This is a genomic window from Achromobacter sp. ACM02 (assembly GCF_014851605.1).
Lineage (GTDB): Bacteria > Pseudomonadota > Gammaproteobacteria > Burkholderiales > Burkholderiaceae_B > Achromobacter > Achromobacter aegrifaciens.
In genome coordinates this window covers 663,563-679,925 of sequence record NZ_JACUZY010000005.1, presented here as the reverse complement: position 1 = coordinate 679,925, position 16,363 = coordinate 663,563, and the positions used below count along the sequence as shown (strand labels likewise).

Sequence of the window (16,363 nt, the reverse complement as noted above, 5' to 3'; positions counted from 1 at the left end):
CACCGCGCCATGACACCCCGCCTGTACGCGCTCACCCTGCTCTCCATGCTTGCCTTCGCCGGCAACTCGCTGCTGTGCCGCCTTGCGCTCAAGCAGACCGCCATCGATCCGGCCACCTTCGTCGCCATCCGCATCGCTTCCGGCGCATTGGTGCTGTGGCTGGTGTTGCGCCTGCGCAAGCCGACGAAGGCGCTGGAAGGCAATTGGCATGGTGCGTTGGCGCTGCTGGCCTATGCCGTGGCCTTCGCCTATGCCTACACCCAGATCCCGGCAGGAACCGGCGCCTTGCTGCTGTTCGCGTCGATCCAGATCAGCATGATCCTGTATGGATTCTTCATCGGCGAGAGGCTGAGCATCACGCAGGGGCTGGGCATAGGCCTGGCGGTGGCCGGCCTGGTGATCCTGATGTTGCCCAGCGTCAGCGCCCCGCCGTTGTTCCACGCCTTGCTGATGATCGCGGCCGGCGTCGCCTGGGGCGCCTATTCGCTGCTGGGCCGCAGCGCCAGGGACGCGGCCTCGGCGACGGCGGGCAACTTCATCCGCGCCACCCCTGTCGCATTGTTGCTATTCCTGCTGCACGGGCTGAGCTCACGCGTGGGCTACGACGCTGCGGGCGTGGCATATGCCGTGGCTTCCGGCGCGGTGACCTCGGGCCTGGGCTATGTCTTCTGGTATGCGGCGCTCAAAGGCCTGAAAGTGACTCACGCCGCCACCGTGCAGCTCAGCGTGCCAGTGTTGACGGCATTTGGCGGGACCCTGTTCCTGGATGAGCCCGTGACCGGAATCCTGGTGACGGCGTCGGTGCTGATCCTGCTCGGCATCGCGTTGGTGGTGCTGGTCAAGCGGCCGGCTCGATAGCCCTTTTCAGTTCACGCGCTTGGGCAGCACCGCCCGCATCCAGCGCGACAGCCGCGGCCGGATGCGCTGGTTGTGCAGCAGCACGGCGCCCACGGCGCCGATGAACGCGCCGACCACCGTATCCAGGAAGCGGGCCTCGATGACGGCCGCGGGATAGCCCTGTCCCAGGTGCGGCGCCTCGGCCAGGAAGATCGTCAAGGGCGTGATCAGCACCACGGCGCTGGCGTAATGGCGCACCACCAGCGTTTCTATGCCGAACGACAGCGCCATCATCACCAGGCTCAGGGTCCATACGTTCAGCGGCAGGCTCAACAAGGCCCATGCCACGCACAAGCCCACGGCGGTGCCCAGGATGCGATGCAGCTGACGGTTCCAGGCCGCCATCAGGGTCGCGCCCTGGATGATGGCCAGGCAACTGACGGGTACCCAGTAGGGGCGCGGCAGTTGCAACAACTCGGCCACCAACAGCGACACACCCACGAACAGGCCAATGATCACGGAGTCGTAGACCACGAAATCGAACGTGGGCCTGGGCAACGCGGTTTCGGGCGGCGGCGGCGCGACCCGCGTCATGTGCAGGGAATACACAAACGCCACCAGGCACGCGACCAGGCTGCCCAAGGCCACCATGCCGACGCGTGTGGGGATTTCTTCCACGCTCCCCGGCGTGTAGGCCGCGATCGCAGTCGCCATGATGTAGAACAGGCTGCCCGGCGGCCCCAGCCGGTAGCAGCGGCAGACCATGTTCACCACCATGGCGATGAAGGTCAACGCCACCAGCATGACAGCAGGCCAGAACTGCGTCAGCGCGCCCACCGCATAGCAGGCCACCATGCCGAAGGACGCCGCCAACAGCATCATCATGCGGTGCTGTAGCGAGGAATTGGGCAGGCTCAGGAACACCATGCCGCCCAGGCTCGACATCAGGCCGTAGTCCATGCGTCCGAAATAGGCACCCACCAGCAAGGGCAGCCCAGAGGACAGGGCCGCGGCCAGGGGCATTTCCCAGGGCCGGTCGCTGGCGTTGACCCGGATCAGTTCGCGCCACACGCCCAAAAGGCGCGCTTTTGCAAAGGCGAATGAACGCCAGGAATCGGGACGGCCGCCGCCGCCCTGCGGCTCATCGCTATTGTTCATGTACAGGCCCGATCGGAAATTCCATGCTTGCCATTGTCGCCGCCTGGCTGCAATGTGGATAGAGGCGGCAAGGACGCCCAACCGGCGGCATCACAGTAAAATCCGTGCTCAGTCCGTACGTTCAGCACGTCCAATGCGTGTGCCGTTGACAAAAATCATGATGCTCATTGCATTGCTTCGGATAGGCTTATGCGCAATATAAAAGGCAAGTCCTCGTCCAATACGGATGGCTATTTGTTTTCTGATCAAGTCGGTCACCTGCTGCGGCGCGTGTACCAGCGGCATACCGCCCTATTCCAGCAGTACATTCCCGATTCCCAACTCACCGCGGCGCAGTTCGTCGTGCTGTGTTCGGTGCGGGACAAGGGCGCGAGCTCGCTGGCCGATCTGGTCAAGGCCACGGTCATCGACCAGGCCACGGTGCGCGGCGTGGTCGACAGGCTCAAGCAGCGTGAACTGGTCCAGGTGGACCATGACCCCGTCGACCGCCGCAAAGTCGTCATCAACCTGACGCCCATCGGCCAGGAACTGGTGCAGCAGATGGAGCCGTTCGCCAAGCAGATCACGGAAAGCACGTACGGCAACCTGAATCCTGCCGAACGCCTGGCGCTGAACTATCTATTGACGAAAATGCTGAACGGCGACGAACAGGGTTGACTGTTCGCCGCCGTTCGTCAGGTGAAGGTCAGTCCAGCGCGCGGTTGCGCGATTCCACGTCGACCGACCAGATCGCGATGGCGCCTGCGACCAGCATGCTGGACAGCACGGCCAAGGACAGCGTGAAGTGACTGGCCATGATGGGCGCGATGATGGCCGGCGCGAAAAGTCCGCCGAAACGCGCCACGGCTCCCGCCATGCCCATGCCGCTGGCACGCAGGTCGGTCGGATACACCTCCGGCGTGAACGCGTACAAGGCGCCCCACGTTCCCAGCAGCGAGAAACTCATCAGCAGGGTAGATCCGATCACCACGAACGGCGACGTGCCCAGGCTGTACAGCATGCATCCCACCGCGCTCAGCAACAGGAATCCGACCAGCGTGGGCTTGCGTCCCCAGCGCTCCACGCCGTAGGCGGACAGCGCGAAGCCGGGCAGTTGCACCAGCGCCAGCACCACCAGGAACTCCTGCCCGCGCATGAATGCGAAGCCTTCAGTGCTGAGCTTCACCGGCAGATAGACGAAAACGCCGTAGTACGCGATGGAGATCAGCGCCCATGCAAGGAACAGCCCGATACTGCGGCGCCGATAGTTGCCCGAGAACAGCGCGAACATGGACTTATGCACCGGCGTCTCGGGCTGCAAGTGGGGCATGTCCACATCGCGGCGGTTGACCCGCGCCACCCTTTCCAGCACCTTGCGCGCCCGGTCCGACTTGCCGTTGCGGTTCAAGTACATGGGAGATTCGGGGATATAGAAGCGCAAGGCCACCCCGACCAGCGCCGGCAGGCCGGTCACGAAGAAGATCACGCGCCATGCATCGTCGCCCCACGACGTCGCCGCCAGCGCCAGCAGCGCGAGAAGAATGGTGCCCACGGCCCAGAACGATTCCAGCAGCACCAGCCAGCGGCCGCGGCGGTCGCTGGGCAGGAACTCGGCCATCATCGTGTAGTCCACCGGTAGCGTGCCGCCCACGCCGATGCCGGTCAGGAAGCGCAGGAACAGCAGCCAGGTGAATTCAGGCGCAAAGGCCGACGCCACGCCGGCGCAAGCGTCGATGATCACCGCAATCATCAGGACAGGGCGGCGGCCAATGCGGTCGGCCATGCGTCCGAACACGAACGCGCCAATCAGCATGCCGATGAAGAAGAACGTGCCGCTTTGCAGTGCCTGCGGCACGGTAATGCCAAAGGTCTTGGCGATCGACGGCGCGCTGAAGCCGATCGACAGCACCTGCATGGCATCCGCCATCCAGACCAGGCCAAAAATCACGAATAGCCGATACTGGAACTTGCCGACGCCGGCCACCAAAATGGCCTTGTCCACTGAAACCAATGAAGCTGACATAGATGAAACCCCTTGTTGTGATCAACACAAACTGCCGCACGCGTTGTGGCCGCGCTTCCTTTAGTTCAGCTCCGCGTGCTCGCGCAGCTTGCTAATCGTGTTCGTCGTGTCTGGCCAGGCGTCTTTCCCTGGCGCGTGGCGTTCCCGCAAATAGCCGACCAGGTCCGCGATCTGTCTGTCGTCAAGGCTGTCCTTGAATCCCGGCATGTAGCCCAGCTCGTCATTGGCCGGATTCTGGATGCCGTTGAGAATCACCTGGATCAGGTTGTCGGGCGTAGCGGCGTGCAGATTGGTGTTCGCGTTCAATTGGGGTTTCACGCCAAACAGCGTCGGGCCGCTGCCTGCCTCGTGGCAGACCGCGCATGCGTTCTGGTAGACGCGTTCGCCGTTTGCCCGCCGGCCCTGTAGGGATTGGATCGTGGCTGCGGCCGGCGCGGGAGCCGGCGAGGCCTCAGCAGCTTTGGCCCCGGCAGAGCCCGCCGCTTGCGGCAGATCCAGCAAATACGTGGTGATGGCCCTTACGTCACTGTCCGGCAGCTCGGCCAACCCCTGGATCACCGGCGCCATCGGACCCGCCGCCACACCGTGGCGGGGCGAGTACCCCGTGCGCAGATACTGGAACAGTTCCTCTCCCGTCCAGGCCCGCGAGCCCGCAGCCAATTGGTTCAGTGCGGGCGCGGTCCAGCCCTCGGCCTCGCCGCCGGCCAGGTAATGCACGCCCGTCTTTTCCGCCCCCAGGCGGTTGCGCGGCGAGTGGCATGCCGCGCAGTGTCCGGCCCCCTGCACCAGATAGGCTCCCCGCAGCCACTCCGCGCTGCGCGACGCATCGGGCGTGAACGGCGTGGCGTCGTGAAACAACGCATTCCAGCCTGCCAGCAAGGGACGGAAACTGAAGGGGAAGGCCAGCTGCGTCTTTGGCGGCTCGGCGCGCACGGCGGGCTGCGACATCAGATAGCCGTACAACGCCTGCATGTCGGCGTCGCTCAGCTTGGCGTAGGCCGTGTACGGAAAGGCCGGGTACAGCTGGCGCCCGTCCTGATGCACGCCTTGGCGCATGGCGCGCTCGAACGCCGTGTATGACCACCGGCCGATGCCTGTCTCGTTGTCAGGCGTGATGTTGGTGGTGTAGATCGTGCCGAATGGCGTGTCCAGCGCCAGGCCGCCGGCATTGGCCTTGCCGCCCGGCGCGGTGTGGCAGGCAATGCAATCGCCCGCCGCCGCCACCAGGCGACCGCGCTCGATCGCGCGTGACGAATACAGCGACACGTCGGGACCGGCCGTCAACGGCAGCGCCGGTTTGACAGGCCAGAGCGCGGCGGCCATGCCGGCGACGCCCGCCATGCCTGCCGCCAGCCAGACCCTGCCGCGCCTCAGCGGATTGCGCATGCGCTCGCGGCGACGGCTGGCGAGCGCCAGCCGCAACTGCTCGGAATCGAAAGGCGCCTGCCGCAGGCGCACGCCCGTTGCGTCCTGGATGGCGTTGGCAATGGCGGCTGCGGCGGGCAGCGTAACCACGCCATCCATGCCCAATTGTCCCTGGACCAACACGCCGTCCTCGGTTGCATCACGGCGCGACAGGCCATCGTGTCCTTCGTATAGGCTAAATGCGCCGTGCTGTTCGTCTTCGGCATCCAGCGCTGGACTGCGCCAGTCATCGAAGACTGGCGGCCCCGCCAGCAGGCGACGGGCATTGGCCAGCAGCCGGGGCGTCTGATGCTCGATCGCCGCACGTATCGGCGCGCCTTGGGCCTGCTGCAAGTGCTGGCTGTCATGCCCGGCGACCACCCGCGTCACATCGACCTGACCGGTAAGAGGCTGTACGGTGACCTCGGCCACCCAGGCGCTCCATACCGTCCGCGCGGCGCCCGTCTCGTCCTCGCAGTGCACCTGCGCCGTGGCGAAGCCTGTGCCGCGCAACGCGCCGATGCGCGGCGCGTCGTTGTCGTCCCTGGACAGCTCCGCCCGCCCCACCACCTGGCGCGCGAGTTCCAGCCCCGGTCCTTCGGGCAAATGCCGCAGGCGCCACGCGAGCGGTTCCTCGCCGCGGGCCAAAGCCTGCTCATGCCACAGGCTTTCCTGGGCAAACACTTGCGCCGCATTCAACTCGTCCACGCTGGCGCGCAGGGGGAGCGCCGCCCGAGTACCGGCCTGCACGGCGAAATCGCTGCGCACCGTCGCTTGGGCGGACGCGCGCGCGTGCCCGGGCTGGCTCAACAAGCGCGCCAGGCTCGGGCGCATGGCCCAGGATGCGTCCGCCCACAGGATCGCGGGCTGATCGCGAGTGCTCTCGACGCCAGGCGTCGTTGCATGCAGGTTCGAGGCAGGTTCCGGCGCTACCGCTGGTTGAGGGGCTTGCAACACCAGTTCGTCCGCAGCCTCTGCGCGGCAGGCCACGCAGACAGGCCGGCCCACGGCCTGCGACAGCAAGGCAGCGTCTGCAGCCGCATCCATCAGATCCAGCGGATGCGGCATGTTCTGGTGGACTGCGGTCGCACCGTTGGCGTCAACAATGTTCAGCCGTATCGCCGCCTCGGGCAGCTGTAGCAAGGCCGCGAGCTCTCGCCGCAGAATATGCTGCACGCCAGGCGCACACGCCGGCAGCCATACGCCCGCATACCCATCGACGCTCCAAGCCGTGACGCGAACGCCGGCTTGCGGCTCGGCCGACGGCAGGCGCAAGCCGTAACGGATCTGCTCCGAGCCGGATGTGGACATGCGTGTTGTCTCGCCCGCATCAGTCGATTGCCACACGGGGGCCAACTCTGCCGCGGCTTGCCGGGCATACAGCAGGGTCACCGCAACCACGCCGATGAACTGCGCACGCTGCGTCGTCGCCACCACGCCAGCCAGGGCTCCGGCCTCTGCCAGTCTCGCGCTCAGCAGCCGGCTGCCTCGGTAGCGCAGGCCGTCCCACGCCAGTTCAGGCGGCCGCAGCGCAATGCCATGCAATACGTCGGCGGGCAAAACCGTCGGCAGGCCGCCATTTGCCGGCGGGGCCCCGAAAACGTGCGCACTCATGGGGCGGGATCGTCCGCGACGCCAGCCGTGCGCAATTGCACGGCGCGCACGGCCGCCTGCATGATCTCTACATGGGTGCCGCAGCGGCACAGGTTGTGGTGCAACTCGCTGCGCAATGCTGCTTCAGTGGGGCAGGGATTGCGTCGCAGCAGCGCCTCCACCGTCATGATCATCCCGTTCAGGCAGTAACCGCATTGCGCCGCCTGACACTCGATGAAGGCTTGCTGGGTTGGCCCGGGCCGTTGCCGTGTACCCAGGCCCTCCAGCGTGGTGATCGCACGCCCAAGCGCGGCCTTGACCGGAATCACGCAGGACCGCGCCGCCACGCCATCTATCAACACCGTGCAGGCCCCGCACTCGCCCAGGCCACAGCCGTACTTCGGGCCATTGAGTTCGAGATCATTGCGCAGCACGTGCAGCAGCGCCGTGCCGGGCGCAGCCGGCACATCGTGCGCGCATCCATTCACCATCAGGCGGATCGGCTGCGGGGCGCTGCTTGGATAGACGGTGGATCCCATGGGCGTGGCACGTGGCTGAGTTTGAAAGGTAGGAAGGTTGCCGCTACGCAGGCCGGGGATCAAGTCCATTTTTCCCCACGCAGCGCAAACCCTTACGCCACGGCTCGCGCCTTGGGTTCGACCAACGGTTCGTTGAACACGTCATAGCCGAAGCACCACGAAGGGTCTTCATTGGTGCGCAGCCAGGTGTTGTCGTGCGAAATGCGCTGCACCTTGCTGGCGCGTTCCGCGCGGTTCGCCTCATACAGTGCAAACGCCAGTTCATGCTTGTCTACGCCTACTTCCCGGAAGCAGCGCGCCAGCATTGCGCCGTCCTCGATCGCCATGGCTGCGCCCTGCGCCATGTGCGGCTTCATCGGATGGCAGGCGTCGCCCAACAGCACCATGCGCCCGCGGCTCCACAGCGGCAGCGGATCGCGTTCCAGCAACGACCATTTGGTCACTTCGACGGTGGCGTCGATCAGCGCCTGCACCGTGGGATGCCAGCCGTTGAAAGCCTCGCGCATTTCATCCTTGCTGCTGGGCAGCCAGCGGTCGTTCAAGTCCCAGTGTTCTACCGGCACGCCGGTCACGTAATAGAGCTCGTCGGCCTTTCCTGTCACGAAATAGACCATCATGTGGCGGTCGTCGCTCCACCACTTGACGCAGGAATCGAAGGGCAGCATGCCGTTCTTGACCGGCGGCGTGGGGAACACCGCGCGGTGCGCCAGATAGCCCGCGTACTTAGGCAGTTCCGGCCCCAGCAACTCTTCGCGGATGCGGGAGTTCACGCCGTCGGCGCCGATCACGATATCGGCCTCTTCGGACGTACCGTCGGCAAAGTGCATCACCACCACATCGCCCCGGTCCTCGACTTTGGTCAGCGATTTGCCGTAGGCGACGGCGCTTTTCGGCAAGGCATCGATCAGCAGCGCGTGGAAGTCGCCCCGATGCACGGTGAGATAGGACGCGCCGTAGTTCTTGACGGCGTAGTCGCCCAGCGGGATCTGCGCCAGGATATCGCCCGTCTCCCAATGGCGGCTATACCAGTAGTCCGGGTGGGAGCCTTGGGCATTCAGCGCATCTTCGACGCCGATCCGCCGCAGGATCTTCATGACGTTCGGCCCCACATGGATGCCAGCCCCTAGCCGCGAAAACCCCGACGCCTGCTCGTAGACACGGACGTTCAGTCCTTCCTTGAGCAGCAGCGCAGCGGTTGCGGCGCCGCCAAGACCGGCGCCAACAATGGCGATACGAGGGGATTTGGACACGGGGGCTACTCCTTGCTGAATGATGAATGACTGGACAAGTGATTGCGCGAACGCGTTGCCGGCCGGCTTACGAAGATGCTGCCGCCAGGCGCTGGAGTTGAAAATTTATGAAGTACACACTTCATTTTTTGATATCAAGAATTTCAACTTGCTCGCAATTCCGAAAATCGAAATCAAAAATATCGTATGTTTTTCACCTTATTAGGTGAAAACCACTACTAAAACCAGGTTGGCTACCGGCCTCACTCTTTGCAAGAATAGAGCGTATACACTTTATTTTGAATTTATCGGAAACCCTAGGTCCGATTCTCAAGGCACCCCCATGACGACGAACTCCAGCACCTATCTCTACGGCGGCCAGGTCCATGCGAATGGCATCCGCCAGCACTACCTGCGCTATGGCGGCCCTGAGGGCGAACGCGCCGAACGCCTCGCGGTCATCATCATTCCCGGCATCACCAGCCCCGCCGTCACCTGGGGCTTCGTGGCCGAACGCCTGGGCCGCCAATTCGACACCTATGTGCTGGACGTGCGCGGACGCGGGCTGTCGGCGTCCGGGCCTGACCTGGACTATGGCCTGGACGCGCAAGCGGCCGACGTGACGGCGTTCGCGCAGGCGCTGGGACTGGAGCGCTATGCGCTGGTCGGCCATTCCATGGGCGGCCGCATCGCCGTGCGCGCCGCGGGCAAGAAGCCGCAGGGGCTGGCGCGCCTGGTCATCGTCGACCCGCCCGTCTCGGGCCCGGGCCGCCGCGCCTACCCCGCCAACCTGGCGTGGTACGTGGACTCCATCCGGCAGGCGACGCGCGGCATGACCGCCGAAGACATGCGGGCGTTCTGCCCGACCTGGACCGAACCGCAACGCCAGTTGCGCGCCCAGTGGCTGCACACCTGCCATGAACCCGCCATCGTCCAGAGCTTCGAGGATTTCGGCCGCGACGACATACACGCCGACCTTCCTGGCATCGCCTTGCCCCTGCTGCTGATGACCGCCGAACGGGGCGGCGTCGTGAGCGATGAAGACGTCGCCGAATGGCAAGGCCTGGCGCCGCAGACGCAGCACGTCCGGGTGTCGGGCGCCGGCCACATGATTCCGTGGGACAACGAAGCCGGCTTCTACGCCGCCTTCGGCGATTTCCTTGGCCACGCCGTGGACTGATACCGCGCACGGGACCTGCACGCCTCCATTCAGCCGCTCCAAGGAACCCTCATGTCCGTCAGCGATACCGATCTGATCCATGCCTGGAAACAGGTGCTCACCCTCTCCCGGCTGGAAGCCGGCCAGATTGTCACCGTGCTTACCGGCGCCGACACGCATCCGCAGACCCTGCGTTGCGCCATCGCCGCAACCACCGACATGGGCGCGCGCGTCACCCGGCTGGACCTGCCGCCCGTCAATGCCGACAAGTCCATCAGCCGCGACGCCCTGGCGTATCTGGGCGCTACGCCACTTACCGGCAATGCCGCGGCCATCGCGGCACTGACCGCCAGCGACCTGGTGCTGGACCTGATGACACTGCTGTTCTCCCCCGAACAACACGAGATCCTGCAGACCGGCACCAAGATCCTGCTGGCGATCGAGCCGCCCGAAGTGCTGTGCCGGCTGGTGCCGAACGAGGCGGACCGCGCCCGCGTGCAGGCCGCCGCCCGCCTGATCGAAGCATCGCGCCAGATGCACATCACGTCGGCGGCCGGCACCGATCTGCGCTGCCAGTTGGGCGACTTCCCCGCCATTTCCGAATATGGTTTCGTGGACCAGCCCGGCCGTTGGGATCATTGGCCCAGCGGCTTCGTGCTGACCTGGCCCAACGAGGGCCATAGCCAAGGCCGCGTAGTGCTGGACCGCGGAGACATCCTGCTGCCTATGAAGGATTACGTGACCGATCCGATCGAGCTCGTGGTCGAAAATGGCTACGTCACCCGCATCAATGGCGGGCTGCAGGCCGACATTCTCAAGGAATACATGGCCGCGTATGAAGATCCCGAGGCCTATGCCGTATCCCACATAGGCTGGGGCCTGCAGCCGCGCGCCCAGTGGTCCATGCTGGCCCACTACAACAAGGAAGCCCATATCGGCATGGACGCCCGCGCCTTCGAAGGCAATTTCCTGTGGTCCATGGGCCCCAACAACGAAGCTGGCGGCAGCCGCACTACCGCCTGCCACATCGACATCCCGATGCGCCGCTGCAGCGTTGCCCTGGACGGCCAGCCAGTCGTAATTGACGGAGTCGTGCAGGATGCACCGGGACTGGCCCGCGCTGCGCGCCGTGGAGAGCTCAAATGAACGCGCCCCAGCAACCCGCCCGCATCGATGACACAGCCGGCGACATCTCCGCTTATGCGCGGCAGGGTTTCGGCACTCCGCTGCCGCTCAAAGCCCCCTATGGGCTGCTGATCATCGACTTCGTCAACGGCTTCGCCGATCCGGCCGTTCTGGGCGGCGGCAACATCCCCGAAGCCATCTCGCAGACGCGCCATCTGTTGGCCCACGCCCGCGCGCAAGGCTGGCCGGTAGCGCACAGCCGCATCGTGTTCTCGGACGACGACGCCGACAGCAATATCTTCTGCCTGAAGGTACCGGCCATGCTGGCGCTGAAAGAACACAGCCACAACAGCGCCATCGTGCCGGAACTTGCCCCTGCCGCCGGCGAGTATGTGGTGCGCAAGAGCACCCCGTCCGCCTTCTTCGGCACCATGCTGGCGCCATGGCTGGCGCAGCGCGGCGTTCAGACCCTGCTGGTTGCGGGCTGCGTCACCAGCGGCTGCGTGCGGGCCAGCGTGGTGGACGCCATGCAGGCGGGGTTCCGGCCGCTGGTCGTGTCCGATTGCTGCGGCGACCGCGCGCTGGGGCCGCACGAGGCCAACCTGTTCGACATGGCGCAGAAGTACGCCGCCGTCATGCCCATGGACCAGGCGATAACCGACACGCGGCCATGAACGGCGGCCCTGCCCTTGGCGTCCGGTAATGCCGGCATAATCATCCACCGGCCCGGACTCTGTCAGCCCCATGAACCTGCCTCAACCTGAAGAAATGCCTGGCGCGCTGCTCGCCCATACCGACGCCTTGCTGGTCGTGCGCGAACCCACGGCCCCGCCGCGCCCCGCGCCCGGCCAGCCCGGTGTCGCGTCGGACTATGTCCAGGCTACGCCGGAGATCTTCATTGCGTTGCTGGGCGACAGCGGCCAGCCATCCCAGGACACCGCGTCCGCCGGCTGGCGCGTGCTCGCCTTCAACGGCCACGTGGACCTGGGCACCGGCATCCGCACTTCGCTGGCCCAGATCGTCGCGGAAGAACTCGAGGTTCCCTTGTCGCGCCTGGAGATGGTGCTGGGGCACACCAATGCCGCCCCGAACCAGGGGCCCACCATCGCCAGCGCCAGCATCCAGATATCGGCGGTACCGCTGCGACGCGCCGCGGCCCAGGCCCGCGAACATCTGCTGATGCTCGCGGCTCGGCAATGGGACATCCCGCGCGATGCCTTGCGGGTGCGCGAGGGCGTCATCCAGCCCGCCGACGCCAACGACCCGCGGCAGCTGCACTATGGACAGCTGCTGCGCGGCCAGCACATACGGCTGCTCCTGGCGCCCCCTGACCAGGAGGTCCGCCTCAAGCCCGCCCACGAATACAAGATCGTGGGACAGGGCGTCGCCCGCGTCGACATTCCCGCCAAGGCCACCGGCGAACTCAGCTTCGTGCACGACGTGCGCGTGCCCGGCATGCGCCATGGCCGCGTGATCCGCCCTCCCCATCCGGGGCGTGACGCCGGCAGCTTCATCGGCCGTTGCCTGGCCGATCTGGACCGCGACTCCGTCGCCCACCTGCCGGGCAACGTGCAGGTGGTGGCGCAGGGTGATTTCATCGGCGTGGTCGCGGATCGCGAGGAACAGGCTATCGCCGCCATGCGTGCGCTGAAAGTACGCTGGAAGCCTGTTCCGCCCGCGCCGCGCCTGGATGATCTCGAGCAAGCCATCCGCGCCAATCCATCGACCGCCCGGCCGCTGATCGAAGAAGGCGACATCGATACGGCCTGCGCCCGCGCCGCCACGCATCTGCGCCGCAGCTATGTCTGGCCCTATCAAATGCATGCCTCCATCGGCCCGTCTTGCGCTGTCGCCGACTTCAGCGGCGGCCGCCTGACGGTCTGGACCGGCACGCAGAATCCCCACATGCTGCGCGCCGACTTGAACCGCTTGCTCAAGCTGGGCGAGGATCGGATAGACCTGATCCGCCTGGAGGCCGCGGGCTGCTATGGCCGCAACTGCGCGGACGACGTCTGCGCCGACGCAGCGCTGCTGTCGATCGCCGTCGGCGCCCCGGTCCGCGTACAGCTCACGCGCGAACAGGAACATCAGTGGGAACCCAAGGGCACAGGCCAATTGATGGACGTGAGCGCCGCGATCGATGCCGACGGCGAACTGCTGGCCTATGACTTCGGCGTCCGCTACCCCTCCAACGACGCGCCATTGCTGGCCCTGCTGCTGACTGGCGCCATTCCCGCCGAACCTCGTACGCTCGAAATGGGCGACCGCACGGCCGCGCCGCCCTATCGTTATCCCAACCGGCGCATCGTTTGCCACGACATGGCGCCGCTGGTACGCGCATCGTGGTTGCGCGGGGTGTCGGCCCTGCCCAACTCCTTTGCCCATGAGTGCATGATCGACGAACTGGCGCACGCGGCCGGCGCTGATCCTGTCGAGTACCGACTGCGCCATCTGGAGGATCAGCGCGCCATCGCGTTGCTGCAAGCCACGGCCGCCCGCGCGCAGTGGCGCCCGATGACGCCAGGCAGCCGGGGCCGCCCCGGCGCCGATGGCCGCTTGCATGGCCGGGGCGTCGCCTATGCGCGCTACGTGCATAGCAAGTTCCCCGGCTTCGGCGCCGCCTGGGCCGCATGGGTCATCGACCTGAGCGTGGATCCGGCAAGCGGGCGCATCGAGGTCGAGCGCATCGTCGTCGGCCAGGATACCGGCATGGTCGTCAATCCCGACGGCGTCCGCCACCAGATCCATGGCAACGTCAATCAGACGCTAAGCCGCAGCCTGTTGGAGAAGGTCGTTTTCGACGACGCCGGCGTGGCCTGCCGGGAATGGGGCGGATACCCCATCATCGGCTTCAAGAACCTGCCTGCCATCGACGTGCTGTTGATGCCGCGCCAGGACGAGCCGCCCATGGGCGCCGGCGAATCCGCGTCGGTTCCCGGCCCCGCGGCGATTGCCAATGCGCTATTCGACGCGACGGGGCTGCGCTTCTACGAAGCGCCTTTCACTCCTGAAGCCGTGCATGCCGCGCTATTCCCGGCGGCTCGCGACGCGTAAATTCCGCCTCATGGATTTAACGGGAATTCCCTGATACTCCCGCCCCGGCCCGCTGGCTACCATTCGCCGCACCTCAGCCTTCGGCTGATCGCTACAAATGCGCCGGATGGCGCGGAGACACCCATGAAAGCACTCAAACTGGCCGCGGCAGGCACCGCCTTACTCATTTCGTCCTTGACCGCCCACGCCGGCGCGACTTTCGAGGCGGTCAAGAACAAGGGCTTCGTCCAATGCGGCGTGTCCACCGGCGTCGCCGGCTTCTCGGTGAACGACAGCAAGGGCGGCTGGATCGGCCTGGACGTGGACCTGTGCCGCGCACTGGCCATCACCATGTTCGGCGATGCCTCCAAGGCCAAGATCATGGCGGTCAGCGCGCTGCAACGCTTCACCGCCCTGCAGTCCGGCGAAGTCGACGTGCTGCCCCGCAACACCACGCTCTCGCTGACGCGCGACACCACGCTGGGCCTGATCGGCGTGGGCGTGAACTACTACGACAGCCAGGGCATCATGGTGAACAAGTCCCTGAACGTGAAAAGCGCCAAGGAGCTGGACGGCGCCACGGTCTGCGTGCAGCCCGGCACCACCACCGAACTGAACCTGGCCGACTGGTTCCGCTCGCAGAACATCGTCTTCAAGCCCGTGGTCGTCGAGCGCCTGGACGAGATCATCCGCGCCTTCGCAGTGGGCCGTTGCGACGCCTTCACCGGCGACAAGTCGCAGCTGGCCGCGGCGCGCAGCAACCTGGAGAACCCGGAAAAGTACGACATCCTGCCGGAGAACTTCTCCAAGGAACCGCTGGGCCCCATGGTCCGCCAAGGCGACGAACAATGGTTCAACGTCGTGCGCTGGACCATGTTCGCCATGCTGGAAGCCGAGGAATACGGCATCACGTCCAAGAACGTCGACGAAATGCTCAAGAGCACCAACCCCAACGTGCAGCGCCTCCTGGGCGTGACGCCGGGCATGGGCAAGAACCTGGGCGTGGACGACAAGTGGGCCTACAACATCATCAAGAACATCGGCAACTACGGCGAGAGCTTTGAGAAGAACCTCGGCCCCAGCAGCCCGCTGAAGCTGCCGCGCGGCCTGAACGCTTCGTACCGCGATGGCGGGCTGATGTACGGCTGGCCGGTGCGTTAAAGTCACAGCAGGACCACGCCAGGCATCGCCCGCTACGGCTTCGCGCCGTGGAACAGCGGCGATGCCTGGATTCTTTCCAGCATGCCTCTAGCCGCGCTGGTCAACGGCCGATTCGCCCGCACGATCAGCCGCGTCTGCGCCGCCTCGAAGATGGGATTGGTGGTGCGCAGCGCCACCAACTCACCCCGAGCCACCTCCTTCACCACCGAGTTCGCCGACGTGAAGGTCAGCCCCAGGCGGCTTTCCACATAGCGCTTCAAGGTCACCACCGAGTTGGCGATGAAGCTGGGCGACAGCACGATGTTCTCCGATAGTTCCGCCATCTCGATCAGCTGGCGCAAGCCGAAGCCCGGCCCCATCAGCGCAATCGGATAGCGCGCCACGTCCTTCAGCGTCGGCCGCTTGCGCTGCCGCGCCAGCGGATGATCCGGCCACGCGATCACGCACAACGGATGGTTGCGCGTGTGAACCACGCGTAAGCCGGGGTCCGCCGGCGCGCCGAACACCACGCCAATATGGGCGTCGTCGTGCACCACGGCGCGCACCGCGTCGGAAGCGCCGGCCACTTTCAGCGAAACCCGCACGCTAGGATGCTGCCGGCAGAATTCATCCACCACGCCGCTCATCAGGATATCGACGAAGCCCTCGCTGGTGACGATCTGGATATCGCCGCGTTGCAAACCATTGACCTCGTCCAGCCGGGCCCGCAAGGCCTGCTCGCTGGCCTGCCGGTCGCGGCAGTGGTCCATCACAATCGAGGCCATGTCGGTGGGCACGATGCCCCGGCCCTTGCGCTCCAGCAGCGCCACGCCCAGCTCCGTCTCCAGCAACTGGATCTGACGGCTGACGATGGAAGGCTCCACCCCCAGGCGCTCGGCGGCGCCGCGCACCGATCCGGTCGTCACCGCCTCGAAGAAGTATTGCAGGCGCCGCGCGCTCAGTCCTCCGTCCATGCTTGTCCCCTTTTTCTACGATTTCTCTAAATCGTTGCCTTTTTGGCAACAAACTCCCTCGCAGCTTACATTGATTTACAGGCCTGCGATTGCGAATAATGCGCGTACTTTCAAATCCGCTCGGTTGCGAGCCGCAAGCTGGAAGCCAGCGGCGGCGGCAATGCGAGGTA

Annotated in this window: 13 protein-coding genes; 7 read left to right on the top strand and 6 right to left on the bottom strand. The window is 65.6% G+C overall.

Features of this window, described 5'->3' with window-relative positions:
* Positions 1-9 precede the first annotated feature (9 nt).
* Complete coding sequence (locus tag IB258_RS19095; protein ID WP_175159774.1) at positions 10-858, top strand: DMT family transporter; 849 nt, start codon at positions 10-12, stop codon at positions 856-858.
* 6 nt (positions 859-864) lie between these two features.
* Here the strand turns inward: IB258_RS19095 and IB258_RS19090 are convergent, their stop codons facing one another.
* Positions 865-1,995: an FUSC family protein gene (locus tag IB258_RS19090; RefSeq protein WP_054458887.1), complete on the bottom strand. Its 1,131-nt coding sequence runs from the start codon at positions 1,993-1,995 to the stop codon at positions 865-867.
* Between the two features lie 189 nt (positions 1,996-2,184).
* On the opposite strand from IB258_RS19090, the gene IB258_RS19085 reads away from it, so the two are divergent.
* Positions 2,185-2,652: a MarR family winged helix-turn-helix transcriptional regulator gene (locus IB258_RS19085; RefSeq protein WP_054458885.1), complete on the top strand. Its 468-nt coding sequence runs from the start codon at positions 2,185-2,187 to the stop codon at positions 2,650-2,652.
* 28 nt (positions 2,653-2,680) lie between these two features.
* Here the strand turns inward: IB258_RS19085 and IB258_RS19080 are convergent, their stop codons facing one another.
* The 4 genes from IB258_RS19080 to IB258_RS19065 form a co-directional block, all read right to left on the bottom strand.
* Entirely contained in the window at positions 2,681-3,997 is a 1,317-nt protein-coding gene (locus IB258_RS19080) for an MFS transporter (RefSeq protein ID WP_119451707.1), read from the bottom strand.
* 60 nt (positions 3,998-4,057) lie between these two features.
* Entirely contained in the window at positions 4,058-7,015 is a 2,958-nt protein-coding gene (locus IB258_RS19075) for a cytochrome c (protein WP_192353023.1), read from the bottom strand.
* On the bottom strand, positions 7,012-7,533 hold the full coding sequence (locus tag IB258_RS19070; protein WP_119451705.1) for a (2Fe-2S)-binding protein: 522 nt from the start codon (positions 7,531-7,533) through the stop codon (positions 7,012-7,014). The genes IB258_RS19075 and IB258_RS19070 overlap by 4 nt, the downstream gene beginning before the upstream one ends.
* Before the next feature lie 92 nt (positions 7,534-7,625).
* Positions 7,626-8,783: an FAD-dependent monooxygenase gene (locus IB258_RS19065; RefSeq protein ID WP_054458878.1), complete on the bottom strand. Its 1,158-nt coding sequence runs from the start codon at positions 8,781-8,783 to the stop codon at positions 7,626-7,628.
* 322 nt (positions 8,784-9,105) lie between these two features.
* Between IB258_RS19065 and IB258_RS19060 the strand changes: the two genes are divergently transcribed.
* The 5 genes from IB258_RS19060 to IB258_RS19040 all read left to right on the top strand — a co-directional run bounded on the left by IB258_RS19060 (position 9,106) and on the right by IB258_RS19040 (position 15,240).
* Entirely contained in the window at positions 9,106-9,942 is an 837-nt protein-coding gene (locus IB258_RS19060) for an alpha/beta fold hydrolase (protein ID WP_054458877.1), read from the top strand.
* A gap of 51 nt (positions 9,943-9,993) precedes the next feature.
* Positions 9,994-11,067 carry a 2,5-dihydroxypyridine 5,6-dioxygenase gene (locus tag IB258_RS19055; protein WP_192353022.1) on the top strand — a complete coding sequence of 358 codons (1,074 nt, stop codon included), beginning with the start codon at positions 9,994-9,996 and terminating at the stop codon, positions 11,065-11,067.
* Entirely contained in the window at positions 11,064-11,720 is a 657-nt protein-coding gene (locus IB258_RS19050) for an isochorismatase family protein (protein WP_054458873.1), read from the top strand. The genes IB258_RS19055 and IB258_RS19050 overlap by 4 nt, the downstream gene beginning before the upstream one ends.
* A 70-nt stretch (positions 11,721-11,790) precedes the next feature.
* Complete coding sequence (locus tag IB258_RS19045; protein WP_192353021.1) at positions 11,791-14,100, top strand: molybdopterin cofactor-binding domain-containing protein; 2,310 nt, start codon at positions 11,791-11,793, stop codon at positions 14,098-14,100.
* 123 nt (positions 14,101-14,223) lie between these two features.
* Positions 14,224-15,240 carry an amino acid ABC transporter substrate-binding protein gene (locus IB258_RS19040; RefSeq protein ID WP_054458869.1) on the top strand — a complete coding sequence of 339 codons (1,017 nt, stop codon included), beginning with the start codon at positions 14,224-14,226 and terminating at the stop codon, positions 15,238-15,240.
* A gap of 32 nt (positions 15,241-15,272) precedes the next feature.
* Here the strand turns inward: IB258_RS19040 and IB258_RS19035 are convergent, their stop codons facing one another.
* Positions 15,273-16,193: a LysR family transcriptional regulator gene (locus IB258_RS19035; protein WP_192353020.1), complete on the bottom strand. Its 921-nt coding sequence runs from the start codon at positions 16,191-16,193 to the stop codon at positions 15,273-15,275.
* Positions 16,194-16,363 lie beyond the last annotated feature (170 nt).

What these genes read in the sequence shown, in the direction of transcription:
- IB258_RS19095 (WP_175159774.1), top strand. Translation starts at nt 10, where the DNA reads ATGACACCCCGCCTGTACGCGCTCACCCTGCTCTCCATGCTTGCCTTC.
- IB258_RS19090 (WP_054458887.1), bottom strand. Translation starts at nt 1,995, where the DNA reads ATGAACAATAGCGATGAGCCGCAGGGCGGCGGCGGCCGTCCCGATTCC.
- IB258_RS19085 (WP_054458885.1), top strand. Translation starts at nt 2,185, where the DNA reads ATGCGCAATATAAAAGGCAAGTCCTCGTCCAATACGGATGGCTATTTG.
- IB258_RS19080 (WP_119451707.1), bottom strand. Translation starts at nt 3,997, where the DNA reads ATGTCAGCTTCATTGGTTTCAGTGGACAAGGCCATTTTGGTGGCCGGC.
- IB258_RS19075 (WP_192353023.1), bottom strand. Translation starts at nt 7,015, where the DNA reads ATGAGTGCGCACGTTTTCGGGGCCCCGCCGGCAAATGGCGGCCTGCCG.
- IB258_RS19070 (WP_119451705.1), bottom strand. Translation starts at nt 7,533, where the DNA reads ATGGGATCCACCGTCTATCCAAGCAGCGCCCCGCAGCCGATCCGCCTG.
- IB258_RS19060 (WP_054458877.1), top strand. Translation starts at nt 9,106, where the DNA reads ATGACGACGAACTCCAGCACCTATCTCTACGGCGGCCAGGTCCATGCG.
- IB258_RS19055 (WP_192353022.1), top strand. Translation starts at nt 9,994, where the DNA reads ATGTCCGTCAGCGATACCGATCTGATCCATGCCTGGAAACAGGTGCTC.
- IB258_RS19050 (WP_054458873.1), top strand. Translation starts at nt 11,064, where the DNA reads ATGAACGCGCCCCAGCAACCCGCCCGCATCGATGACACAGCCGGCGAC.
- IB258_RS19045 (WP_192353021.1), top strand. Translation starts at nt 11,791, where the DNA reads ATGAACCTGCCTCAACCTGAAGAAATGCCTGGCGCGCTGCTCGCCCAT.
- IB258_RS19040 (WP_054458869.1), top strand. Translation starts at nt 14,224, where the DNA reads ATGAAAGCACTCAAACTGGCCGCGGCAGGCACCGCCTTACTCATTTCG.
- IB258_RS19035 (WP_192353020.1), bottom strand. Translation starts at nt 16,193, where the DNA reads ATGGACGGAGGACTGAGCGCGCGGCGCCTGCAATACTTCTTCGAGGCG.